The organism is Catellatospora bangladeshensis, assembly GCF_016862575.1.
Lineage (GTDB): Bacteria > Actinomycetota > Actinomycetes > Mycobacteriales > Micromonosporaceae > Catellatospora > Catellatospora bangladeshensis.
This window is the reverse complement of the sequence record NZ_BONF01000045.1, coordinates 80461-102304: the sequence shown is the minus strand read 5'-3', so window position 1 is coordinate 102304 and position 21844 is coordinate 80461. Positions and strand designations below refer to the sequence as shown.

Genomic DNA, 21844 nt, shown 5'->3' with positions numbered 1-21844 from the left:
ATCTTGACACGAAACGCCGATCATGAACCTGGCCGCGGGGCGGCTGCCGGGTGGCGGGTGGTGAGGCGGGTCAGGGCGGGTGGGTGCACGTTGGCGGCGCCGAGGTCGCCGCCGTAGTGGGCCAGCACGCGCCGGTCCATCAGGTGCCGCCACAGCGGCGGGACCAGCGCTACGACGATCATGGTGGCGTACCCGGCGGGCAGCTGCGGCGAGGCGTCGAAGCTGCGCAGCGCCTGGTAGCGGCGCAACGGGTTGGCGTGGTGGTCGCTGTGCCGCTGGAGCTGGAACAGGAACACGTTGGTGACCACGCGATCGCTGTTCCAGCTGTGCCGCGGGTCCACCTTGGCGTAGCGCCCGGCCGGGTTGCGCGGCCGGGACAGGCCGTAGTGCTCCAGGTAGTTGACCACCTCCAGCAGCCCGAACCCGACCACGGCCTGCATCAGCAGCAGCGGCAGCACCACCGGCCCGAACCAGGCCGTGAGCGCGGCGAACAGCACCACGGTCAGCGACCAGGCGCTGAGCACGTCGTTGCGCCAGGTCCACGGGCTGCGGCCGCGCAGCCGGAAGCGCGCGGCCTCCAGCCGCCAGGCCGAGCGCAGGCTGCCCAGCACCGTACGCGGCAGGAACGCCCAGAAGCTCTCCCCCAGCCGGGCGCTGGCCGGATCGTCCGGGGTGGCGACGCGTACGTGGTGGCCGCGGTTGTGCTCGACGTAGAAGTGGCCGTAGCCGGTGGGCGCGAGCGCGATCTTCGACAGCCGGCGCTCCAGCCACTCCCGCTTGTGGCCCAGCTCGTGGGCGGTGTTGATGGCGATGCCGTTGACGATGCCGACGCTGAGCACCAGCCCGGTGGCCCCGAACCAGCTCAGCCCGCCGGCGGCCCAGGCGGCGCAGCAGGCGGCCAGCGCCGCGTACTGAAGCGGGAGGTAGAGGTAGGTGAGCACGCGGTAGTAACGGTCGGCCTGCAGCGCGGCCACCGCCTCGTCGGGCGGGTTGGCACGGTCGTCGCCGATCAGCAGGTCGACCAGCGGAATCAGTCCGAACACGACGAGCGGGGTGATCCACCAGCCCCACTCGTGGCCGCCCCGGGCCACGGCGAGCCCCTGGAAGGGCAGCGTGGGCACGAGCAGGGCGGCGGGCCAGAGGAAGCGGCGGGGGTCGCGCCAGACGGTGTCGCTCATGGACGCCTCCACGATGAGGGGGTACGCCGAGAATCCCATCGCGATCGACTGTTGACAATCATGAGTATTTTGTAAAGTCATGGGATGTTGACCGTCAGCAGGCCGGACCGGGACGCCACCCGGGCCGCGATCGTGGCCGCCGCGCGGCAGCTCACCGTGACCAGGGGCTGGGCGGCGGTGCGCATGTCCACCGTGGCCGAGCTGGCCGGGGTGAGCCGCCAGACCGTCTACAACGAGTACGGCGGCCGCGCCGGGCTGGCCGACGCGATGGCCGACGCGGAGATCCAGCGATTCGTCGCCGGGGTGCGGGAGGCGCTGTTCGCGCACGGTGGGCAGGTGCGCAGCGCGGTCGCCGCGGCGGTGCGGTTCACCCTGGACGAGGCGGCGGTCAACCCGCTGATCCGGGTGATCCTGACCAGCTCGCGGGGCGGCGCGGACCCGCTCCTGGCATACCTGACGACCCGCTCCGACGTGGTCATGGCGCAGGCGGCGGTGCCGCTGCTGGAGTGGGCGGCCGCGCATCTGCCGCCGCTGCCCGCCGAGGACCTGACGTTCGCCGTGGACACCGTGATCCGGCTGGTGGTCAGCCACATCGTGCTGCCGCTGCGCCCCGCCGAGCAGACCGCCGACGCGCTCGCGGGCCTGGTCCTGCTGCTGCTGGAGGCGTCGCGGCGGCACTGATCCGGGCAGTGGCGGGAGCCGTCGCGGTGACGCTGACACGACTCGGCGGTTTGTCCGTGTTGGTGGGTTGGCGCCGGTAGACTGGCGATGACGGCTGTGCCCCGGAATCGGCCGGTCCCGCCGCCGTCGCGCGGCACGGTGTGCCGGTTCCGCCCGGACGGGCGACGCGCCCCGACAGGACGGGGGAAACGGGTGTGAAGAGCTGGCACATGATGGTGGCGCTGGCCGCCGCGGCGGCGCTGACGCTGACCATCGGGCTGTTCCCCGCCCGTGCCGCGGCCCCGGGTGACTGCCCGCAGGCCGCCTTCGGTTTCACCGCGGCCGAGCGCGACCTGATGAAGTCCGCGGTCGACCGCACGCGCGAGGCCGCGAAGGCGCCCGGCGTGGTCGCCGGAGTGTTCGTGCCCGGCCGGGGCAGCTGGATCTGCGTGGTCGGGCTGTCCGATCAGGAGACCGGGCGGCCGATGAACGCCGCCGACCGGATGCGCGTCGCCAGCATCACCAAGACCTTCACCGGCACCGCGATCCTGCAGCTCGCCGACCGCGGGCTGCTCGGCCTCGACGACCCGCTCAGCCGCTACGTCGACTGGCCGGACGGCAACGCGATCACGATCCGGCAGCTGCTCGGCATGACCTCCGGCATCTACAGCTACACCGAGGACGCCGCCTTCATCGCCCGCTACCAGGCCGACCCGACCGGCTCGTTCGGGCCGCAGGACGCGCTGGACATCGCCCGCGCGCACGACCCGTACTTCGCGCCAGGCACCGCCTTCCACTACTCCGACACCAACTACATCCTGCTGGAGCTGGTGCTGGAGCGGGTCACCGGACGGCCGATCGGCGACTGGATCGAGGACGAGATCGTCGCCAAGCTGCGGCTCGACAACACCAGCTATCCGGCGACGGCCACCCTGCCGGCGCCGTTCGCGCGTGGCTACGACGACAGGCCGGATCCGGGCGGCGCCGGCACGGCCCGCGACGTCACCTACTCCAATCCCGGCTACGCCGGAGCCGCCGGGGCGATGGTGTCCAACCTGCACGACCTGCGCATCTGGGCCGCCGAGCTGGCCCGCGGGGCGCTGCTCAGCGAGCGCATGCAGCGGGAGCGGCTGCGCACGGTGCCGCTGACGCCGGGCGCCGCCGTGTCGTACGGCCTCGGCATCGCCGACGTGGACGGCTACCTCGGCCACAACGGCACCATCCTCGGGTACAACTCCGCCATGTTCTTCCTGCCCGAGACCGGCGCCACCATCGTCGTCGAGATCAACCGCTCCGACCTGGACACCGACCACGCCACCCCGCTCTTCGGGGAACTCGCCAAGGCCCTCTATCCGGACCGCTGACCAGCGGTGATCTCAGAGAGTGGGTAACGGGCCGTGGCGGCCGGACCCGAGGGGCATACTTCGGCGCGTGTCGACCGCCTCCCTGCCGCCCGTGCTCGCGCTGTCGCCGGTGGAGCAGCCGCCGGACGCCACGCTGCGCCCGCCCGGCTCCAAGTCCATCACCAACCGCGCCCTGCTGTGCGCCGCGCTCGCCGAGGGCACGAGCACGCTGACCGGTGTGCTGTTCGCCGACGACACCCGGGCCATGCTCGGCGCGATCACCGCGCTGGGGGCCGAGGTCGAGGTGGACGAGGCCGCCACCACGGTGAAGGTCCGCGGCACCGACCCGCGCACCGCCAGCGGCCCGGTCACCCTGTACGCCAACCAGTCCGGCACCACCGCGCGCTTCCTGCTGCCCACGCTGGCCCTGCGCCCGGCCCGCGGCGTGCTGGACGGCGACGCGCAGCTGCGGGCCCGCCCGTTCGGGCCGCTGGTGGAGGCGCTGCGCGCGCTGGGCGCGCAGGTCGAGGAGCCCGCCGAGGCGGGACGGCTGCCGCTGGCGGTGACCGGTCCGGTGCACCGCGGCCGGGTCCCGCTGCCGGGCCACCTGTCCAGCCAGTTCCTGTCGGGGCTGCTGATGGCCGCGCCGCTGATGCCGCAAGGGCTGGCCGTCGAGCTGACCTCCGCACTGGTGTCGGTGCCGTACGTGACCATGACCGCCGCCGTGATGTCCGCGTTCGGGGTGGACGCCGACGGGCTGGGCGCCGCCCCCGGCCGCTACCGCGCGGCGGAGTACGCGATCGAGCCCGACGCGAGCGCCGCCTCGTACTTCCTGGCCGCGGCGGCGATCACCGGCGGGCGCATCACGGTGGCCGGGCTCGGCGCGGCCAGCCTGCAGGGCGACGTGCGCTTCGCCGACGTGCTGGAGCGCATGGGCGCCCGGGTCTCGCGCGACGCCGACGGCATCACCGTGACCGGCACCGGCACGCTGCGCGGCGTGGACGTCGACATGGCCGACATCTCCGACACGGCGCAGACGCTGGCCGCGGTGGCCGTGCACGCCGACGGCCCGACCCGGGTGCGCGGCATCGGCTTCATCCGCCACAAGGAGACCGACCGGCTCGCCGCCGTCGTCACCGAGCTGCGCCGGGCCGGCATCGACGCGCAGGAGCACGACGACGGCTTCACCATCAACCCGGGCGCCCCGGCGCCGACCCGGTTCGCCACATACGGCGACCACCGGATGGCGATGAGCCTGTCCCTGCTCGGGCTGCGGTCGGCCGGCATCGAGATCGACGACCCGCGCTGTGTGGCGAAGACCTACCCCGGATTCTTCGCCGACCTCTCGCGTGCCACCGCCCGAGCGTGAAGGATCTAGCGGTATGGAGTACGTGAAGCTGGGCCGTACCGGCCTGGACGTGTCCCGGCTGTCGCTGGGCTGCATGAGCTACGGCGAGCCGGGCCGCGGCAGCCACAGCTGGTCCCTGCCCGAGGACGAGGCGCGCCCGTTCATCCGCCGGGCGCTGGAGCTGGGCGTCAACTTCTTCGACACCGCCAACGTGTACTCGCTGGGCAGCAGCGAGGAGATCCTGGGCCGGGCGCTGCGCGACTTCGCCGACCGCGACGAGGTGGTCGTCGCGACCAAGGTGTGGGGCGTGATGCGGGAGGGTGCCAACGGGCGCGGCCTGTCCCGCAAGGCGATCATCGCGGAGCTGGACCACAGCCTGCGGCGGCTCGGCACCGACTACGTGGACCTGTACCAGATCCACCGGTTCGACCCGGCGACCCCGCTGGAGGAGACCCTGGAGGCGCTGCACGACGTGGTGAAGGCCGGCAAGGCCCGCTACATCGGCGCGTCCTCGATGTACGCCTGGCAGTTCGCCAAGGCTCTCTACCTGGCCGATCAGCACGGCTGGACCCGCTTCGCCACCATGCAGAACCACTACAACCTGATCTACCGCGAGGAGGAGCGGGAGATGCTGCCGCTCTGCCTCGCCGAGGGGATCGGCGTCATCCCGTGGAGCCCGCTGGCCCGCGGCCGGCTGACCCGCGATCCCGACGCGGTCACCGCGCGGACCAAGGACGACGCCTTCGGCGACGGCCTCTACGGCGCATCGGAGGCGGCTGACGCCGAGATCATCGCGCGGGTGGCCCGGATCGCGGAGCAGCGCGGGGTGCCTCGGGCGCAGGTGGCGCTGGCCTGGGTGGCGAGCCGTCCCGGGGTGACCGCGCCGATCGTGGGCGCCACGAAGCCGCAGCACCTGGACGACGCGGTCGCCGCGCTCGACCTCGTGCTCAGCGCCGAGGAGGTCGCCGCGCTGGAGGAGCCGTACGTGCCGCACCGCGTGGCGGGCTTCCAGTGAACCGCGCGCGAGCGGCCCGGACCGGGTAGCGTGTGTCCGGCCGCGACAGGGTCGCGGCGCAGTCATCCAGGCGCGGCGTAGATGCGAGGACTCGTGAGCGAGCAGGTGAAGGACCGGGCGAAGGCGCAACCGGCCGAGAGCAGGAAGCCGACCAAGGCGGAGCGGCGCGAGGCCCGCGTCGCGGCGGCCAGGGCGGCCCGCCGCCGTAAGGCGTTCATGGCGGTCGGCGGCACGTTCGTCGGCGTGGCGCTGATGATCGGCCTCGCCTTCCTCGTGTTCCGGGACAACGGCACGGACCAGTCCACGGCGTCCACCCCGAACGCGTCGGCGACGGCCCCGGCCGAGGACCCGAACGCGGCCCCGACCGCCCCGGCCGCCAACGCGGAGTTCCCGCCGCTGCCCGCGGGCGCCGACCCGGCGCTCAAGACCAAGCCCGCGGTCACCAAGGGCTCGGGCGACCTGAAGACGCTCAAGGTGACCACGCTGGTCGAGGGCAAGGGCGCTCCGGTCAAGGCGGGCGACACCGTCACCGTGAACTACGTCGGCGTCAAGTACGTCACCGGCGAGGAGTTCGACGCCTCCTGGAACCGCAGCGAGGCCTTCACGACCCCGGTCGGCACCGGCTCCGTCATCAAGGGCTGGGACCAGGGCCTGGTCGGCGTGAAGGTGGGCAGCCGGGTCCAGCTGGACATCCCGGCGGACCTGGCCTACGGCGACGGCCCCGACTCCCGCCTGCCCGGCCCGCTGCGGTTCGTGGTCGACGTGCTCGGCGTCTCCGCGAGCTGACCACCCCGTTCGTCATCGAAGCTCCCGTGCCGCTGCCGGCACGGGAGCTTCGCTCATGTAACGCCTCCCGCCAGAGCGGCAAATCGGCTCATATCAGCGCCGAACGGACTAAGGTCGAGCGCAGGCGACATGAGGAGATGGCGATGGCAAGCAAGTCGACCTGGATCACCGCCGGGCTGCTGTCGGCCGCCGCGGCCGGGGCCGCCGCGCTGGTGGCCCGCCGCCGCAGGCACCAGCACGAGGCCCCGAACGGCCTCCAGGCGCTGGCCGACTTCGAACCGCACCCGCACAACGCGGGCCGGCACAAGAAGGAACGGATGCCGCGCAAGCTGAAGAAGCAGCTGCACCACGCCGAGGCGGGCCACGGCGGCAGCCACTGGTAGGCGGTCAGCGCGGGTGGCGCTCGCCCGCCTCGACCGCGACCGGCAGCACGTTCTCCGCCGGCGGCAGCGGGCACGTGCCGTAGTCGGTGAACGCGCAGGGCAGGTTGACCGCGCGGTTGAAGTCGAGCACCACGGCGCCGTCGTCACCTGGCTCGTCCACCGACACCGAGCGGGCGCCGCCGTGCGTGCTCACGCCGCTGGTCGCGTCACGGAACAGCACGGACAGCCCGCCGTCACCGGCGTCCATCGCGGTCAGCGCGTGGGCCACCCCGTCCAGCTCGAACCGCAGCACGCCGCGCGCGGTCTGCTCGTGGGTCAGGCCCGGCACGACCGCGCCCACGGTCATCCTGCGCGGCTGCGCGTACGCCTCGAAGCTCGCGTCCAGCACCCAGCGCGCATCCGGCGTGAAGGCGGGCACGCCGGTGAACGCGGTCCGGGTCGGCGCCTGCGGGTCGCGCACGCGCAGCGCGTACGCGCCGCCGCGCTGGATGACCTCCACCAGGCGCTCGCCGTGCTGCAGGGTCACGCCCGCGCCACCCTCGGCCGGGCTGAGCACCAGCTCGCCCTCGATCGCCCCGCCGCCGTGGCTCAGCCCGTCCCCGGGCTCGGCGTGCAGCAGGACCCCGTCGGGGTGCACACTCCAGCGGCCGGGGGCGCCGGGGAAGGCGGCCGGCTCGGCGTCCAGCCAGTGCAGCGCGGTGAGGCTCAGCCAGCCGTGCGGCGCGCGCAGCTCGGCCTCGCGCTCGGCGTGCCAGCTGTCCCAATCGTGGATCAGCGTCCGGGGGTCGACTGCCATTGTCGCGCCCTCCTCCTCGATGACCGGGCCTCCCGCAGCCTGCCACGGCCACCGCGCACTCGCAAGATCGAGATTGGACCGGTCAGCCGACCGGCAGCCCCGCGGCCTGCCACGCGGCGAACCCGCCGGCCAGGTCGGTCGCCCGGTGCAGGCCCAGGTCCTGCAGCGACGCGGCGGCCAGCGACGAGGTGTAGCCCTCCTGGCAGAACACGACCACGGGCAGGTCGTACGCCCCGGCGACGGGCAGCCGGGCGTCGCTGCGCGGGTCGAACCGCCACTCCAGCACGTTGCGCTCGACGATCAGCGCGCCGGGGATCTCCCCGTGCGCGGCGCGCTGCGCGGCGGGCCTGATGTCCACCAGCACCGCACCCTCCGCGGCCGCCTGATGCGCCTGCCGCGGGTCGAGCCGGTCCAGCCGGGTCCGGGCCTCGGCCAGGATCTCGTCGATGCTGCGGGAGCCCGCCGGTGCCGCCGTCACGCTCACCACTGTGCCCCCGCCCGGTCGACGGCGGCCACGACCAGCCGCCCGCGCTCCAGCCGGAAACGCGTCATCGTCCTCAGCTCCGGCCCGTACACGTGCACGCTCACCGCGGGCACCAGCCCGGCGTTGACGATCTGGTGCACGTGGTGCTCACCGAACTGCCGGCCGGCGCCGGACGGCAGCGCCCGCTCGACGAGCGTGGCGTCCCCGCCGGACGGCACGTGCACGGTGCGCTCGGTCAGCGTGCCGCTGACCACGACGAACGCGCCCGCGCTGCCGCCGTGGTCGTGCAGGTCGGTCTGCTGGCCGGGCAGCCAGGTGAGCAGCCAGGCCTCCAGGCCGGGCTCGTCGAGCAGGCGGTGATACCAGCGCTGGGCCGGATCGAAGCGCGGTGCGACGTCCCAGTCGTCCGGGCGGGCGGCCAGCCTGCGCGCCGTCGTCAGATGGTCCGCACGGACCCCGGCGGCCACGATCATCCAAATCACCTGCTTTTCCTAGCGGCTTTGTAGGAATTGAACCACCCGGGCGCCGCGGGCACAACAGGAAACGCCGATCCGGGTGCGGCGGCCTACGCCACGCACCCGGATCGGCGCTGCTCAGCGGGTCAGTCGCGGGCCAGCGAGCGGGCGATGACCATACGCTGGATCTGGTTGGTGCCCTCGACGATCTGCAGCACCTTCGCCTCGCGGAAGTAACGCTCGACCGGGTGGTCGGCCACGTAGCCCGCCCCACCCAGCACCTGCACCGCGTCCGTGGTCACCTGCATCGCCATGTCGGTGGCGAACAGCTTGGTCTTCGCCGCCTCGATCGAGTACGGCAGGCCCGCGTCGCGCAGCCGCGCGGCGTGCAGCATCAGCGCCCGCGCCGCGGCGAGCTGCGTCGACGCGTCGGCCAGCATGAAGCCGAGCCCCTGCAGGTCGATGATGGGCTTGCCGAACTGCACCCGCTCGCGGGCGTAGTTCACCGCGTAGTCCAGCGCGCCCTGGGCCAGGCCGATCGCGCATGCGGCGATGCCGAGCCGGCCCGAGTCCAGCGCGCCCATGGCGATCCGGAAACCCTCGCCCTCGGCGCCGATCAGCCGCTCGGCCGGGACCTCCGCGCCGTCGAGCGCGATCTGCGCCACCGGCGACGAGCGCAGGCCCATCGTCTTCTCCCGCGCCTGCGGGTTCAGGCCGGGCGTGCCCGCCTCGGCGAGCAGGCAGGAGATGCCCTTGGGGCCGGGGCCGCCGGTGCGTACGAACAGGTTGTAGAAGTCGGCCACGCCCGCGTGAGTGATCCACGCCTTGGTCCCGGTGACCCGGAACGCGTCGCCCTCGCGGACGGCCTTGGTGGTCAGGTTCGCCGCGTCGGAGCCGCCGGCGGGCTCGGAAAGGCAGTACGCGCCGAGCAGCTCGCCGCCGATCATGTCGGGCAGCCAGCGCTCGCGCTGCTCGGGGGTGCCGTGGTGGGCCACCGGGTAGCAGGCCAGGGTGTGCACGCTGACCGCCTCGGCGATGCCGACCCAGCGGCTGGCGAGGATCTCCAGCACCTGGAGGTAGACCTCGTACGGCTGCTCCGCGCCGCCGTACTCGGCGGAGTAGGGCAGGCCGAGCAGGCCGGAGCGGCCCAGGGTGCGGATCAGCTCGCGGGGGAACTCCCCGCGTGCCTCGAAGTCGTCGGCATGCGGCGCGAGCTCCTTGTCCGCCAGTTCGCGGGTGAGTTCGAGCAGGTCGTGTGCTTCGGGGGTGGGAAGCAGGCGGGTAACGCTGGACATGGAGCCAGCTTAACGGCCGTTAGGGAATCGCACCCGTCCGGATTCAGGCCCGGCCCGCAGCGGCCCGGCGCCGGGCACGCCGCGCGGCGCGGCGGGTGGCGGCGGTCTCCGGCGGAGCCATGCCCTTGGTACGCAGGCGCGGCCAGCGCTGCCCCACCCACCCCGGCAGGTGCCGATACACCGGCGGCACCAGCATCGCCGGACGGTTGAACGCGTTGACCACCCATTGCAGCACGGTCAGCGGCACCGCGAGCGCGGCCAGCAGGATCGTCACCCGGAACAGCCCCACCCGCAACCACCACTCCTGGGCCAGCGTCATGCCCAGCGCCGTGAGCGCTCCGGCCAGCGCGGTGAGCGGGAGGATCCCCGTCACGTAACTGCGCGGGTGGATCCGGTAGAGGCGGCCCTCGTTCCCGGCGTGGTCCGGCGACGTCCAGCGGGACCGGCCGTGCCAGACGTCGGGCACCTTGAGCCACAGGAAGGCGATGACCGCGGGCATGCCGAACGTCAACACCAGACCGAACGGGACGCGGGCCCACCAGTACTGCATGCGCGCGACCCTAACCGGCCGCCGCCTGAGCCGCGAGCCGCTGAGCTGCGGCTCTGTGGGCAAGCTCATGCGGTTTCGCCGCCACCGGGCCCGAAAGGGGACATAGTGGTGGTAGCGGCCAGGCGATCGCAGGGAGGCGTGCGATGACCGTCGAGCTGACCGGTCCGGTGGTGGTGGGCGTGGACGGCTCCCCCGCCGCCACGGTGGCGCTGCATTGGGCGGCCGACGAGGCGGCGCTGCGCGGCCTGCCCCTGAAGATCGTGTACGTGAGCGAGGACCCCGGCCCGCGCGAGGGCAGCAGCACCGAGGACGTCGCGCTCACCTCGGCCGGGCACAAGGTCACCGAGCACGCCATGGCCGAGGTGCGCGAGCAGCGCCCCGACGTCACGCTCACCGCCGAGGTGCTGCGCGACGACCCCGCCCACGGTCTGATCAGGGAGTCCGAGACCGCGTCCATGGTGGTGGTCGGCAGCCGGGGCCACGGGGGCTTCCACGACCTGATGCTCGGCTCCACGAGCCTCCAGGTGGCCATGCACGGCAAGAGCACGGTGGTGGTGGTCCGCCCGCCCGCGCCGCCGGAGCGGGCCGGCCAGGGTGCGGTGGGCCGCATCGTGGTGGGCGTGGACGGCTCGCCGCAGTCGGGCACCGCGCTCGCGTTCGCCTTCGCCGAGGCCGAGCTCCGGGGCTGCGGCATCACCGCCGTGCACGCCTGGATGGGCCCGATCACCACCGGGGCGGCCGGCATGCCGTTCGTGTACGACGTGGACACGCTGCGCGACCAGGAGCAGTCGGTGCTGGACACCTCGCTGGCAGGCTGGCACGACCAGCACCCGCACATCGATCTGCACCGCGTCACGGTCGAGTCGTCGGCCGCCGCCGCGCTCACCGAGCAGTCCATGGGCGCGCTCATGGTCGTCGTCGGCTGCCGCGGCCTGGGCGGCTTCACCGGCCTGCTGCTCGGCTCGGTCAGCCAGGCCCTCATCCACCACGCCGGCTGCCCCGTCGTCGTCGCCCACCGCCGCGACGACCACTTCACCCTCACCTAGAAACAGAGGGTTGACATTACCGAAATACCGGACCTATCCTGAAGTCGAAGCCCGACATGTTTCCCAGTGAAACAAGCCGGGCTTCCCGCATGTCCGGGTCCCGAGCACGACCCGACCACGGTGCCGCTCCGCCGCGCCGCCAGCGCGTCAAGATCGCCGTTTCGTGTCACATCCCGCGGTCTGGGCGCACTTCCCGACACGAACCACCGATCTTGCGCGTCGTCCTTCGTCGATCATGAAGTTAGGGGCGCGACACGCCGCCGAACACGCACCTAAGTTCATGATCGACGGGGTGGGGGCGGGGCTGGGCGTGGGCGGCGGTGTGGGCGGCGGGCGGCGGGCGTGCGGGGTCAGTCGCGGTCGGGGCGGGTGACCAGGGGGAGGACGTACCACATCAGGATGTAGAACAGGGCCATCCCGGCACCCAGGAGCGCTGCCCAGCGGACTCCCGCGACCACCTCGACCACCAGGTAGATGGCCAGGACGATCGCGGCCATCTCGAAGAAGAGCCCGCACTGGGCGAGCCGGTGCGCGGTGCGCACGATCTGCGGCTTACGGCCCTCCCGGAACGCCAGCCGGTGGTAGCTCACCGGGGCGATGAGCAGCGCCGCCGCGATCGCGCTGCAGATGAACGTCACCACGTACAGCACCCGCTCGCTGCCGGTGATCTTCTCGAAGCCGACTGAGAACGGCAGCGTCAGCAGGAACGCGAACAGGATCTGCACGCCCGTCTGCGCCACGCGCAGTTCCTGCAGCAGCTCCGAGTAGTTGCGGTTCCACTGCTTGTGCGGGTCCTCCGCCGGGTGCTGCTGCCCGCTCGCGTCGATGTCGCTCACCGTCTACCTCCGCTTTTCCAAGCGTATGCCCGGCCGGGCGGAGGTTATGCCGACGCGCGGGACGGTCAGGCGGCGTTCGCCGCCAGCGCGTCCACCAGCCGCTTGCAGGGGCTGGCCAGGTTCCACTGCTCGGCCAGGGCCAGCAGGCGGTCCGGGTCGCGCGGCGCGGCGGGCAGGGTCAGGTCGTGCTCGGGCAGCTTCAGGTCGGTCGCCACCCGCACCACCTTCGGCGCGACCAGCAGGTAGTCGGCCGCCGCGGCGAGCTTGTTCCGGACGCCGGGTGCGAAGTCGGAAGCCGGGTCGGCGGCGGCCGCGACGATCGCGTCGAGGCTGCCGTAGCGGGACACCAGGCGGGCGGCGGTCTTCTCCCCCACCCCGGCCACGCCGGGCAGGCCGTCGCTCGGGTCGCCGCGCAGCGCCGCGAAGTCCGCGTAACCGTTGGCGGGGACGCCGTACTTCTCCAGCACGGCGGCCTCGTCGCAGTCCTCCAGCTTGGCCACGCCCCGGCCGACGTAGAGCAGGCGCACCCCGCGCGCGTCGTCGACCAGCTGGAACAGGTCCCGGTCGCCGGAGACCACCTCGACCGGCGCGGGCGCCGTCGCGGCGAGCGTGCCGAGCACGTCGTCGGCCTCGTTGCCGTCCACCCCGTACGCCACGATGCCGAACGCGTCGAGCACCTGGAGCAGCAGCTCGACCTGCGGCACCAGCTCGTCGGGCACCTCCTCGCCGCCCTGCGGCGCCAGCCGGTGCGTCTTGTACGTCCCGATCAGCGCGACCCGCCAGGCCGGGCGCCAGTCGTTGTCCAGCGCGCACACCAGCCGCCCCGGCCGGCGGCCCTTGACCAGCGTGGTGACCATGTCCAGGAAGCCGCGCACGGCGTTGACCGGGGTGCCGTCCGGGGCCATCGCCGCCTTGGCGGGCACGCCGTGGAAGGCGCGGAAGTACAGGCTGGGCGCGTCGATGGCGAGCAGGGGTGCGGTCATGCGCAACAGCCTGCCACACGGGCCGGACACCGCCGGGCGGCGCGCGTACCCCCGCATGATCGAAGCTCCCGCCCCCGCGGCTGGAGCCGCGGGACGGGAGCTTCGATCGGGAAGGGGGCGCTCAGTTGTTGTTGCCGCCGCGCGGGGTGAACGCGGTCGGGCGGCGCACGGTGGCCCGCTGCGCGCCGATCGCGGCCTGCTCGCGGGCCGCCTGCACCTTGTCCAGGTACTCCCGGGCGGCCAGGTCCTCCGCGGTCGGCGCCGCGCCGATGGCGAAGACCAGACCGCCGATGACCAGCAGCACCAGCACGCCGATCGGCACCAGCAGGTTCACCGCCGAGGCGCCGCCGACGGACAGCGTCGGCTCGGTCAGCCGGACCGACATGGCGGCCATGCCGGTGTAGTGCATGCCGCACACCGCCACGCCCATCACCAGCGCCGCGCCGGCGATCGCCAGCGGCCGGGTCAGCACGACGGTGAACCAGAGCGCGACGCTCGCGGCCACCACGGCGATGATCACCGAGGCGGCGACCAGGCTCGTGTCGTAGGACACCTCGCCGTCCAGGCGCATCGCGAACATGCCCAGATAGTGCATGCCGGCCACGCCGACGCCGGTGAAGACGCCGCCGACCACGATCCGGCCGACGTTGGGCCGCCCGAAGCCGACGATGAACAGGCCGATGCCGACCACCACGATCGCGACCACCGCGCTCAGCGCGGTGCGCGGGATGTCGTAGCGGATCTGGGTGCCCATCACCGAGAAGCCCAGCATGGCCATGAAGTGCATGGCCCAGATCGCCGTGCCGCCCAGCGCCCACGCCGCGAGCACCAGCCACCAGAAGCGCTGCTTGCCGGTGGTGGCGGTGCGCATCCGGGCGGTGCAGATCAACCCCAGGGTCGAGCCCAGGATGGACAGCGCGTACGCGACGCCCGGGGTGATCAGACCGTGGGTGAAGTGATGAACGTCGGCCATCCGCCCGACCCTTTCAGCTCATGCAAGCTAAGTAGCGCTCACTTTCTTGCATGATTCCGGAGAGTCGTTTCGGCAAGCAACTCGGTCAGACGACCGCAGTATACGCAAGTACGCCTCTATTGACCGCGTTCATCGCCTCCCGAGCGGTCTCACGCAGCTCGGATGGTGCACCGGTAGCGTCCGCAATCTGTCCGAGAAGATCGATGACCTGTCTCGCCCATCGGACAAAGTCGCCCGCCGGCATGTCCCCCTCCAGGCTGTGCCCGCTCGCGAGGACCTTCGCCAGCGGCTCGCCCTTGGCCCAGCGGTACATCGGCCAGACGAAGCCGAGGTCGGGCTCCCGGGTCTGCGCCAGGCCGAGCCGCCGCTCGTCCACAGCCAGCTGGTAGAAGGTGCGCACGGTCGCGTCGACGGCCGACGCCACCACCCCGCGCGGCACGGAGGCCTGCTCGTCGGCGTCGCGGCGGGCCTCGTACAGCACCACGGAGACCGCCGCGGCCAGCTCGTGCGGCTGCAGCCCCTCCCACACGCCGGTGCGCAGGCACTCGGCCACCAGCAGGTCCGCCTCGGTCCAGATCCGGGCCAGCATCCGGCCGGGCGCGGTGACCTCGCCGTCGGCGCCCAGGTAGCCGCGCTCGGTGAGCAGCTCGCAGATGCGGTCGAAGGTGCGCGCCAGCGAGCCGGTGCGATTGCTCACCTTGTCCCGCAGGCCCTCGGTGTCGCGGAACAGCCGCTGCCGCCGCTCGGCCCAGCGGGCGTGGTCCTCCCGCTCCGGGCAGGCGTGGCACGGGTGCGCCCGCATCGCCTTGCGCAGCGCCAGCAGCTCCTTGTCCTCGTGGCTGCCGTTGCCGCGCCGCCGCCGCTGGCCGCCGCCGCGCGCGAGGTCCAGGTTGCGCAGCGTGGCGGCCAGGTCGCGGCGCTCGGCCGGGGCCCGGTGGTTGAAGTGCCGCGGCACCCGCACCCGGCCCAGCACGTCGACCGCGCCCGCGAACTCGCCCGCCGAGATCCGGCCGGCCCAGCGGTCCTCGGTCAGTACCACCGGGCGCGGCTCGCCGAAGCCGCCCACGCCCGGGTCGAGCACGATGGCCAGGCCCGCGTGCTTGCCCGAGGGGATGCGGATCACATCACCGATCTTGAGCTGCTCCAGCGACTCGACCGCCTGCGCGCGCCGCTCCTGCTGGCTGTTGCGCGACAGCTGCTTCTCCCGCTCGGCGATGCGTACCCGCAGCGCGAAGTACTCCGCGAAGTCGCCGTGCTCGCAGGCCAGCTCGGTGTCGTAGACGGCCAGCACCTCGTTGTTCTTCTGCACCTGGCGGGCCAGGCCGACCACCGAGCGGTCCGCCTGGAACTGCGCGAACGACGACTCCAGCAGGTCCCGGGCGCGCCCGGCGCCCACCGAGCCGACCAGGTTCACCGCCATGTTGTACGACGGCCGGAAGCTCGACCGCAGCGGATACGTCCGGGTGGAGGCGAGACCGGCCACGTGGCGCGGGTCCACGTCCGGCGTCCAGACCACCACCGCGTGGCCCTCGACGTCGATGCCGCGCCGCCCGGCCCGGCCGGTGAGCTGCGTGTACTCCCCCGGCGTCAGGTCCACGTGGGCCTCGCCGTTGTACTTGACCAGCCGCTCCAGCACCACGCAGCGGGCCGGCATGTTGATGCCCAGCGCCAGCGTCTCGGTCGCGAACACCGCCTTGACCAGGCCGCGCACGAACAGCTCCTCGACGACCTCCTTGAAGGCCGGCAGCATGCCCGCGTGGTGCGCGGCCAGGCCCCGCTCCAGCCCGTCCAGCCAGTCCCAGTAGCCCAGCGCGGCCAGGTCCTCGTTCGGGATGTTGGCGATGCGCCGCTCCACCACCTCGCGGATCTCGACCCGCTCCTCCGGCGAGGTCAGCCGCAGCCCGGACTGCAGGCACTGCTGCACGGCCGCGTCGCAGCCGGCCCGGCTGAACACGAACATGATCGCCGGGAGCAGGCCCTCGCCGTCGAGCCGGTCCACGATGTCGGGCCGGTTCACCGCCGGGCCGCGCCGGTTGCGCGGGCCGCGGCCGCGCCGGATCTCGCCCAGCTCCAGCCGGCGCCCCAGCTCGCGCGTGTAGCGCAGCAGCTCGGGGTGCACCTCGTGGGCGCGCGCGGCCTCGGAGTCGTGGAACAGGTCGAACATGCGCTTGCCGACGAGCATGTGCTGCCACAGCGGCACCGGCCGGTGCTCGCTCACCACGACCTCGGTCCGGCCGCGTACGGTCACCAGCCAGTCGGCGAACTCCTCGGCATTGGACACGGTCGCCGACAGCGACACCAGCGTGACCGAGGCGGGCAGGTGGATGATGACCTCCTCCCACACGGCCCCCCGGAACCGGTCGGCCAGGTAGTGCACCTCGTCCATGACCACGTAGGACAGGTTCTGCAGCGCCGACGAGCCCACGTACAGCATGTTGCGCAGCACCTCGGTGGTCATCACGACCACCGGCGCGTCGCCGTTGATGGAGTTGTCGCCGGTCAGCAGGCCGACCTTGTCCGCGCCGTGGCGCTGCACCAGGTCGTGGTACTTCTGGTTGGACAGCGCCTTGATCGGCGTCGTGTAGAAGCACTTGCGGCCCTGCTGCAGGGCCAGGTGCACGGCGAACTCGCCGACCACGGTCTTGCCCGCGCCGGTGGGCGCGCAGACCAGCACGCCGCTGCCCCGCTCCAGCGCGGCGCAGGCGGTGATCTGGAACGGGTCGAGGGCGAAGCTGAGCCCGGCGGCGAACTCGCCGACCAACGGGGTGAGCACGGGTGACTTACGGCCTTCCGGAGGGGTCGCTGGTCGGGCTGGTCGGGCGGCCTTCCCGGTTTCCGGGTGCCGCTCGGCGGGGCTCGTCATAATCGCAAGGCTAGGCGACAACCCCCACCGAGTGCAGGTCGGTATCCTGCTGACGTGCCCGAGTCGCAGTCCCAGCCCAGCTCCCACCCGGGACGGATCGACGCGCCCAGAGCCCTCGATGCCGTGCTGTTCGACTTCCACGGCACCCTGGCCACCACGATCGACCCGGTGGCATGGGTGAGCGCCGCGGCCGCCGACTGCGGCGTGACGCTGGACCGGGGCAAGGCCACGGTGCTGGCCGACCGGCTCGCCACGGCGGGCGCGCTGCCCGGCGTGGCGCGCCCCGTGCGGGTGCCGCCGCACCTGGCCGAGGCGTGGGCCGACCGGGACCTCTACGAGCACGCCCACCGGCAGGTCTACACCGGGCTGGCCGCGACCGTGCCCAACGACGTGCCCGGCCTGCCCGAGGCCCTCTACGAGCGGGTGCTGCGCCCGGCGACCTGGACGCCGTACCCGGACGCCATGGGCGCGCTGACCTCGCTGCGGGCCGCCGGGGTGCGCACCGGGCTGGTCAGCAACATCGGCTTCGACCTGCGCCCGATGCTGGACGCCTGGGGGCTGACCGCGCTGTTCGACGCGATCGTGCTGTCGTACGAGGTGGGCTGCATCAAGCCGGACCAGAAGATCTTCCTGCGGGCCTGCGGGATGCTCGCGGTCGACCCGGAGCGGGTCCTCATGATCGGCGACACCCCCGCCGACGCCGGGGCGGTCACGGCGGGCTGCTCCGCGCTGGTCATCCCCGCGGCCGGCCCCGGCCGCCCGAACGGGCTGCACCGCAGCGTCGCGCTGGCCGTCCCGCGCCACTGACGCCTCGCGGGCGGGGTGATGATCGCGCGTTCGTGTCAAGAACTGCGGTTACGCCGCACTTTCTGACACGAAACCGTGATCTTCGCCCGGCGGCCGGAGAACCGGCTGGCCGAGTTGGGGGATTCGCCCTGTTCGGCGGCGTGGGGCGCGAAGAATGAGGCCATGCGTGTGGTGGTGGACCTGACCAAGTGTCAGGGATATGCGCAGTGCGCGTTCCTGGCGCCCGACGCGTTCCGGATGGTCGGCGACGAGGCCCTCATGTTCGATCCGGCGCCGCCGGCCGACCAGCGGCTCAAGGTGCTGCGGGCGGCCGCCGCCTGCCCGGTGCAGGCGATCCAGGTGGACCTGGCCGACCTGCCCACGCCCCCGCCCGAGCAGACCGTCGTCGCGGCCAAGGGCGACCGGCTGCGCCGCGAGGGGCGGGTCGTCATCGTCGGCGCCTCGCTGGCCGGGCTCAAGGCCGCCGAGCAGCTGCGGGCCGAGGGCTTCACCGGCTCGATCACGATGATCGGCGACGAGGCCGAGGGGCCGTACGACCGGCCGCCGCTGTCGAAGCAGGTGCAGACCGGCTGGGTGCACTCGGCCGACACCGCGCTGCCCCGGCACTGCGACATCGACGCCGACTGGCGGCTCGGCGTGGCCGCGACCGCGCTGGACCTGGACCGCAAGCGGGTGCGCCTGGCCGACGGGCAGGAGGTGGAGTTCGACCGGCTGCTCGTGGCGACCGGTGTCCGGGCCCGCCCGTGGCCCGTGCCGGAGGAGGCCGCGCTGGACGGCGTGTTCACCATCCGCACCCGGGGTGACGCCGCCGGGCTGCGCGAGCGGCTGATGGCCGGGCCGAAGCGGGTGCTGGTGATCGGCTCCGGGTTCACCGGCTCGGAGATGGCGTCGGTCTGCTGCGAGCTGGGCATCCCGGTGACCGTGGCCGAGGCCGGGACCGCCCCGCTGGTCGGCGCGCTGGGCGGGGTGATCGGCCGCATCTCGGCGGGCGTCATGCGCGAGCACGGCGTCGACCTGCGTACCCACACGAAGGTCAACTCGCTGCAGGGCGAGGACGGGAAGCTGCGCCGCGCGGTGCTGTCCGACGGCACCACCATCGAGGTGGACGTCGCCGTCGTCGCGCTGGGCGGCATCCGCAACGTGGAGTGGCTGGAGAGCGCCGGGCTGGCCGTGGGCGTGTGGGGCCTGGCCTGCGACGCGGGCTGCCGCGCGTTCACCGCGGCGGGCCTGGTCACCGACGACGTGTTCGTGGCCGGTGACGTGGCGCGCCAGCCGCAGCCGATGTTCGGCTACCAGTTCCTGGCCATGGAGCACTGGGGCAACGCGGTCACCCAGGCCGAGGTCGCCGCGCACAACATGATCAGCAGTGAGAGCGAGCGCTGGCCCCACCTGGAGATGCCCGCGTTCTGGTCGCTGCAGTTCGGGCACAACATCAAGTCGGTGGGCGTGCCGCCGATCGCCGACCAGATCGCGATCACGCAGGGCACCGTGGAGAGCCGCCAGTTCGTCGCGGCGTACGGCTACAAGGGCCGCGTGGTCGGCGCGGTGAGCTGGAACCAGGGCAAGTGGCTGGACTTCTACCAGCAGCTGATCGAGCAGGCGGCGCCGTTCCCGCTGCCGTACGGCATGACGAACCCGCCCGCCGACGGCTCGCCGATGCCGGCCGAGTTCCCGGAGCGAGTGTTCCCGGCCCACGACGCGACCGTCGTGGTCACCGGCCACGACCCCAGCGAGCGCCGCGCCACCCTGGTCCGCTCGTCCCGGCGCCGCTGAGGAGACAGCACGATGACCGAGCCCAGCCTGTTCCAGGAGATCCTCGACTACGGCAACCGGGCCAACCCGTGGCCGCTGTACGAGAAGCTGCGCAGCCAGCCGGTGTGGCAGGAGGCCGACGGCACCTACGTGGTCGGCACCTACCGGGAGATCTACGCGCTGCTGCACGACCCGCGGATCAGCTCCGACGCGGCGAACCTGCTGCCGGAGTTCGCCGAGAAGGCCGGGCCGCTGGCGCAGACCGGCAACCTGCCGCCCAGCTTCATCCGCACCGACCCGCCCCGGCACGACACGCTGCGCCGGATCGCGATGCGCCAGTTCGGCCCGCCGCACCGGCCGGACCGCATCGACAAGCTGACCCCGAAGCTAGAGGCGATCGTCGACCGGCTCGTCGGCGACCTGGCCGGGCGGCAGCAGTGCGACCTCGTCGACGACGTGGCCTACCCGTTCCCGGTGGCGGTGATCTGCGAGCTGCTCGGGGTGCCGGAGGAGGACGAGCCGCGCTTCAGCCAGTGGGTCGGCCCGCTGGTCGACTCGACCGGCAAGTCGTCGCCGGAGCTGACGAAGATGCGCACCGACGCGATCCAGCAGCTCGGCATGTACATGTTCCAGCTCGCGCAGAGCAAGCGCGCGAACCCGGGCGAGGACATGCTGTCCGGCTTCGTCACCGACGACGGCCCGGACGGGCGGCTGGAGGGCGGCGACCTGTTCTCGGCGCTGATCCTGCTGCTCGTCGCGGGGCACGAGACCACGGTGAACCTGATCGCCAACGGCTGGCTGACCCTGCAGCGCCATCCCGAGGTGCTGGAGCGGCTGCGCACCGAGCCCGACTTCAGCGTCCGCATGGTCGAGGAGCTGCTCCGGTACGAGGGTTCGGTGCACTTCCTGCCCAACCGCACCGCGGTCGCCGACATCGAGATCGGCGGCACCACGATCCGCAGCGGACACCCGATCACGCTGGTGCTGGCGTCGGGCAACCGCGACACCGACTGCATCCCGCACGCGGACCGGTTCGACCCGGACCGGACCGGCAACGTGCACCTGGCCTTCGGCAACGGCGTGCACTACTGCTTCGGCGCGCCGCTGGCCCGGCTGGAGGCGCAGCTCGCGCTCACCGCGCTGGCGAAGCGGCTGCAGAACCCGCGGCTGGTGGCCGACCCGCCGCCGTACCGGCCCAGCCCCGTGCTGCGCGGGCCGATCCACCTGGAGGTCGCCTACGACGGGGTGCTGCCCGCCTGACGTTCAGCCGGTGTCCGTCCCGGGCACCGGCCGCGTTCATCGCGCGTTCAGCCCGCTTGACCAGCATGGCGTACGGTGGGGTCCGCGCTGTGCCCGGTCAGGCGAGAAGAGTGACGGCCTGCGGCACGGCGGTTATGGTGACCGGCAGCGGCGCGATGCGTTCCCCGTCGGCGTAGCAGACGATGCCCTCGGCGGCCAGGGTGATCTCCCGGGCCCGTAGCGTGTGCACCTTCGGATGGGTGACGTGCGTGCCGCGGTAGACGCGCGGCTTGATGCGGATCAGCGTGGTGCGCGAGATCGGCTCGGCCCACACCATGTCCAGCAGCCCGTCGGCCGGGTCGGCGTCGGGGCAGACGCGCATGCCGCCGCCGTACGCCGCCGTGTTGCCCACCGCCAGCAGCACCGCGTCCATGGTGCTGGTCTGCCCGTCCACGGTCACCGTGTAGCGGCGCGGGCGCAGCCGGGCCAGCTCCAGCAGGATCGCGATGTCGTAGCGGACCGGCCCGCGCGGCCAGCGCATGCGGTTGCCGCGCTCGTTGACGATCGCGTCGAACCCGGCCGCTAGCACCGCGCCGTACCAGCGCACGCCGCCGTCCAGGGTGGTGATCCGGGCCAGGTCGAGCCGCCGGCCGCGCGCCTCGCGCAGCGCCGCGGTGATCCCGTCGGCGGCGGCGTACAGGTCGGCGGGCAGCCCGGCGGAGGTGGCGAAGTCGTTGCCGGTGCCCGCCGGGATCACCCCGAGCGGCACGCCCGTGCCCGCGACGGCCTGCTGTGCCACGTGCACCGTGCCGTCGCCGCCCATCGCCACCAGCGCGGCGGCGCCCTCGGCCACGGCCTCCCGGCAGGCGGCCTCGGCCCCGGCCGCGGAGCCGGCGTCCAGCACGCGTACCGGACGGCCCGCCGCCCCCAGGCGCTCCAGCACTCCAGGCAGCGAACCCCGGTGCCGGCCTCGGCCGGCACCGGGGTTGCGCAGTACCACGATCTCGTCGCCGCTCATCCGCCGCTCCTAGGTCGCGGCGGGGTGCCCGCGA

General features: G+C 73.0%; 21 protein-coding genes. 10 read left to right on the top strand and 11 right to left on the bottom strand.

Annotated features, from left to right (window positions below):
• Positions 1–20: 20 nt before the first annotated feature.
• A complete protein-coding gene (locus tag Cba03nite_RS33165) occupies positions 21–1178 on the bottom strand; it encodes an alkane 1-monooxygenase (protein WP_239126197.1) in 1158 nt (385 codons plus the stop codon).
• Between the two features lie 84 nt (positions 1179–1262).
• Between Cba03nite_RS33165 and Cba03nite_RS33160 the strand changes: the two genes are divergently transcribed.
• From Cba03nite_RS33160 to Cba03nite_RS33135, 6 genes are all read left to right on the top strand, one after another.
• On the top strand, positions 1263–1859 hold the full coding sequence (locus Cba03nite_RS33160; RefSeq protein WP_203754991.1) for a TetR family transcriptional regulator: 597 nt from the start codon (positions 1263–1265) through the stop codon (positions 1857–1859).
• Positions 1860–2053: 194 nt separating this feature from the next.
• Complete coding sequence (locus tag Cba03nite_RS33155) at positions 2054–3202, top strand: serine hydrolase domain-containing protein (protein ID WP_203754988.1); 1149 nt, start codon at positions 2054–2056, stop codon at positions 3200–3202.
• Positions 3203–3269: 67 nt separating this feature from the next.
• Positions 3270–4550 carry a 3-phosphoshikimate 1-carboxyvinyltransferase gene (aroA, locus tag Cba03nite_RS33150; RefSeq protein WP_239126196.1) on the top strand — a complete coding sequence of 427 codons (1281 nt, stop codon included), beginning with the start codon at positions 3270–3272 and terminating at the stop codon, positions 4548–4550.
• A gap of 13 nt (positions 4551–4563) precedes the next feature.
• Positions 4564–5544, top strand: a complete 981-nt coding sequence (locus Cba03nite_RS33145) for an aldo/keto reductase (protein ID WP_203754985.1) — start codon at positions 4564–4566, stop codon at positions 5542–5544.
• Positions 5545–5637: 93 nt separating this feature from the next.
• Positions 5638–6330: an FKBP-type peptidyl-prolyl cis-trans isomerase gene (locus tag Cba03nite_RS33140; RefSeq protein WP_239126195.1), complete on the top strand. Its 693-nt coding sequence runs from the start codon at positions 5638–5640 to the stop codon at positions 6328–6330.
• Between the two features lie 143 nt (positions 6331–6473).
• A complete protein-coding gene (locus Cba03nite_RS33135; protein ID WP_203754979.1) occupies positions 6474–6713 on the top strand; it encodes a hypothetical protein in 240 nt (79 codons plus the stop codon).
• A 4-nt stretch (positions 6714–6717) separates the two neighbouring features.
• On the opposite strand, the gene Cba03nite_RS33130 is transcribed toward Cba03nite_RS33135, so the two are convergent.
• From Cba03nite_RS33130 to Cba03nite_RS33110, 5 genes are all read right to left on the bottom strand, one after another.
• Complete coding sequence (locus Cba03nite_RS33130) at positions 6718–7509, bottom strand: DUF1684 domain-containing protein (RefSeq protein ID WP_203754976.1); 792 nt, start codon at positions 7507–7509, stop codon at positions 6718–6720.
• 82 nt (positions 7510–7591) lie between these two features.
• Positions 7592–7987: a rhodanese-like domain-containing protein gene (locus Cba03nite_RS33125; RefSeq protein WP_203754973.1), complete on the bottom strand. Its 396-nt coding sequence runs from the start codon at positions 7985–7987 to the stop codon at positions 7592–7594.
• A 2-nt stretch (positions 7988–7989) separates the two neighbouring features.
• Positions 7990–8466: a cysteine dioxygenase gene (locus Cba03nite_RS33120; RefSeq protein ID WP_203755027.1), complete on the bottom strand. Its 477-nt coding sequence runs from the start codon at positions 8464–8466 to the stop codon at positions 7990–7992.
• Positions 8467–8594: 128 nt separating this feature from the next.
• Complete coding sequence (locus tag Cba03nite_RS33115; RefSeq protein WP_203754970.1) at positions 8595–9743, bottom strand: acyl-CoA dehydrogenase family protein; 1149 nt, start codon at positions 9741–9743, stop codon at positions 8595–8597.
• A gap of 43 nt (positions 9744–9786) precedes the next feature.
• Positions 9787–10293 (bottom strand): hypothetical protein, encoded by a 507-nt coding sequence (locus Cba03nite_RS33110; protein WP_203754968.1) that lies wholly within the window; start codon positions 10291–10293, stop codon positions 9787–9789.
• Between the two features lie 143 nt (positions 10294–10436).
• On the opposite strand from Cba03nite_RS33110, the gene Cba03nite_RS33105 reads away from it, so the two are divergent.
• The gene (locus Cba03nite_RS33105) at positions 10437–11339 is read left to right on the top strand and encodes a universal stress protein (protein ID WP_203754966.1); all 903 of its coding nucleotides are present in this window, start codon (positions 10437–10439) and stop codon (positions 11337–11339) included.
• A 350-nt stretch (positions 11340–11689) separates the two neighbouring features.
• Here the strand turns inward: Cba03nite_RS33105 and Cba03nite_RS33100 are convergent, their stop codons facing one another.
• From Cba03nite_RS33100 to Cba03nite_RS33085, 4 genes are all read right to left on the bottom strand, one after another.
• The gene (locus Cba03nite_RS33100; protein ID WP_239126194.1) at positions 11690–12175 is read right to left on the bottom strand and encodes a DUF6328 family protein; all 486 of its coding nucleotides are present in this window, start codon (positions 12173–12175) and stop codon (positions 11690–11692) included.
• Between the two features lie 65 nt (positions 12176–12240).
• Positions 12241–13158 carry a 5'-3' exonuclease gene (locus tag Cba03nite_RS33095; RefSeq protein WP_203754964.1) on the bottom strand — a complete coding sequence of 306 codons (918 nt, stop codon included), beginning with the start codon at positions 13156–13158 and terminating at the stop codon, positions 12241–12243.
• 121 nt (positions 13159–13279) lie between these two features.
• Positions 13280–14131: an MHYT domain-containing protein gene (locus Cba03nite_RS33090; RefSeq protein WP_203754962.1), complete on the bottom strand. Its 852-nt coding sequence runs from the start codon at positions 14129–14131 to the stop codon at positions 13280–13282.
• 85 nt (positions 14132–14216) lie between these two features.
• Positions 14217–16994 (bottom strand): DEAD/DEAH box helicase, encoded by a 2778-nt coding sequence (locus Cba03nite_RS33085; protein WP_203754960.1) that lies wholly within the window; start codon positions 16992–16994, stop codon positions 14217–14219.
• 54 nt (positions 16995–17048) lie between these two features.
• On the opposite strand from Cba03nite_RS33085, the gene Cba03nite_RS33080 reads away from it, so the two are divergent.
• The 3 genes from Cba03nite_RS33080 (at position 17049) to Cba03nite_RS33070 (ending at position 20813) form a co-directional block, all read left to right on the top strand.
• Positions 17049–17801, top strand: coding sequence for an HAD family hydrolase (locus tag Cba03nite_RS33080; protein WP_203754959.1), 753 nt, complete (start codon positions 17049–17051; stop codon positions 17799–17801).
• A gap of 162 nt (positions 17802–17963) precedes the next feature.
• Positions 17964–19574 carry an FAD-dependent oxidoreductase gene (locus Cba03nite_RS33075; protein WP_203754956.1) on the top strand — a complete coding sequence of 537 codons (1611 nt, stop codon included), beginning with the start codon at positions 17964–17966 and terminating at the stop codon, positions 19572–19574.
• 12 nt (positions 19575–19586) lie between these two features.
• Positions 19587–20813, top strand: a complete 1227-nt coding sequence (locus Cba03nite_RS33070) for a cytochrome P450 (protein ID WP_203754953.1) — start codon at positions 19587–19589, stop codon at positions 20811–20813.
• A gap of 97 nt (positions 20814–20910) precedes the next feature.
• Here Cba03nite_RS33070 and Cba03nite_RS33065 read toward each other — a convergent pair whose 3' ends face one another.
• Positions 20911–21810: a YegS/Rv2252/BmrU family lipid kinase gene (locus Cba03nite_RS33065; protein ID WP_203754950.1), complete on the bottom strand. Its 900-nt coding sequence runs from the start codon at positions 21808–21810 to the stop codon at positions 20911–20913.
• Positions 21811–21844: the final 34 nt, after the last annotated feature.

What these genes read in the sequence shown, in the direction of transcription:
- Cba03nite_RS33095 (WP_203754964.1), bottom strand. Translation starts at nt 13,158, where the DNA reads ATGACCGCACCCCTGCTCGCCATCGACGCGCCCAGCCTGTACTTCCGC.
- Cba03nite_RS33070 (WP_203754953.1), top strand. Translation starts at nt 19,587, where the DNA reads ATGACCGAGCCCAGCCTGTTCCAGGAGATCCTCGACTACGGCAACCGG.
- Cba03nite_RS33120 (WP_203755027.1), bottom strand. Translation starts at nt 8,466, where the DNA reads ATGATCGTGGCCGCCGGGGTCCGTGCGGACCATCTGACGACGGCGCGC.
- Cba03nite_RS33115 (WP_203754970.1), bottom strand. Translation starts at nt 9,743, where the DNA reads ATGTCCAGCGTTACCCGCCTGCTTCCCACCCCCGAAGCACACGACCTG.
- Cba03nite_RS33130 (WP_203754976.1), bottom strand. Translation starts at nt 7,509, where the DNA reads ATGGCAGTCGACCCCCGGACGCTGATCCACGATTGGGACAGCTGGCAC.
- Cba03nite_RS33110 (WP_203754968.1), bottom strand. Translation starts at nt 10,293, where the DNA reads ATGCAGTACTGGTGGGCCCGCGTCCCGTTCGGTCTGGTGTTGACGTTC.
- Cba03nite_RS33165 (WP_239126197.1), bottom strand. Translation starts at nt 1,178, where the DNA reads ATGAGCGACACCGTCTGGCGCGACCCCCGCCGCTTCCTCTGGCCCGCC.
- Cba03nite_RS33135 (WP_203754979.1), top strand. Translation starts at nt 6,474, where the DNA reads ATGGCAAGCAAGTCGACCTGGATCACCGCCGGGCTGCTGTCGGCCGCC.
- Cba03nite_RS33090 (WP_203754962.1), bottom strand. Translation starts at nt 14,131, where the DNA reads ATGGCCGACGTTCATCACTTCACCCACGGTCTGATCACCCCGGGCGTC.
- Cba03nite_RS33160 (WP_203754991.1), top strand. Translation starts at nt 1,263, where the DNA reads ATGTTGACCGTCAGCAGGCCGGACCGGGACGCCACCCGGGCCGCGATC.
- Cba03nite_RS33145 (WP_203754985.1), top strand. Translation starts at nt 4,564, where the DNA reads ATGGAGTACGTGAAGCTGGGCCGTACCGGCCTGGACGTGTCCCGGCTG.
- Cba03nite_RS33105 (WP_203754966.1), top strand. Translation starts at nt 10,437, where the DNA reads ATGACCGTCGAGCTGACCGGTCCGGTGGTGGTGGGCGTGGACGGCTCC.
- Cba03nite_RS33085 (WP_203754960.1), bottom strand. Translation starts at nt 16,994, where the DNA reads ATGACGAGCCCCGCCGAGCGGCACCCGGAAACCGGGAAGGCCGCCCGA.
- Cba03nite_RS33065 (WP_203754950.1), bottom strand. Translation starts at nt 21,810, where the DNA reads ATGAGCGGCGACGAGATCGTGGTACTGCGCAACCCCGGTGCCGGCCGA.
- Cba03nite_RS33075 (WP_203754956.1), top strand. Translation starts at nt 17,964, where the DNA reads ATGCGTGTGGTGGTGGACCTGACCAAGTGTCAGGGATATGCGCAGTGC.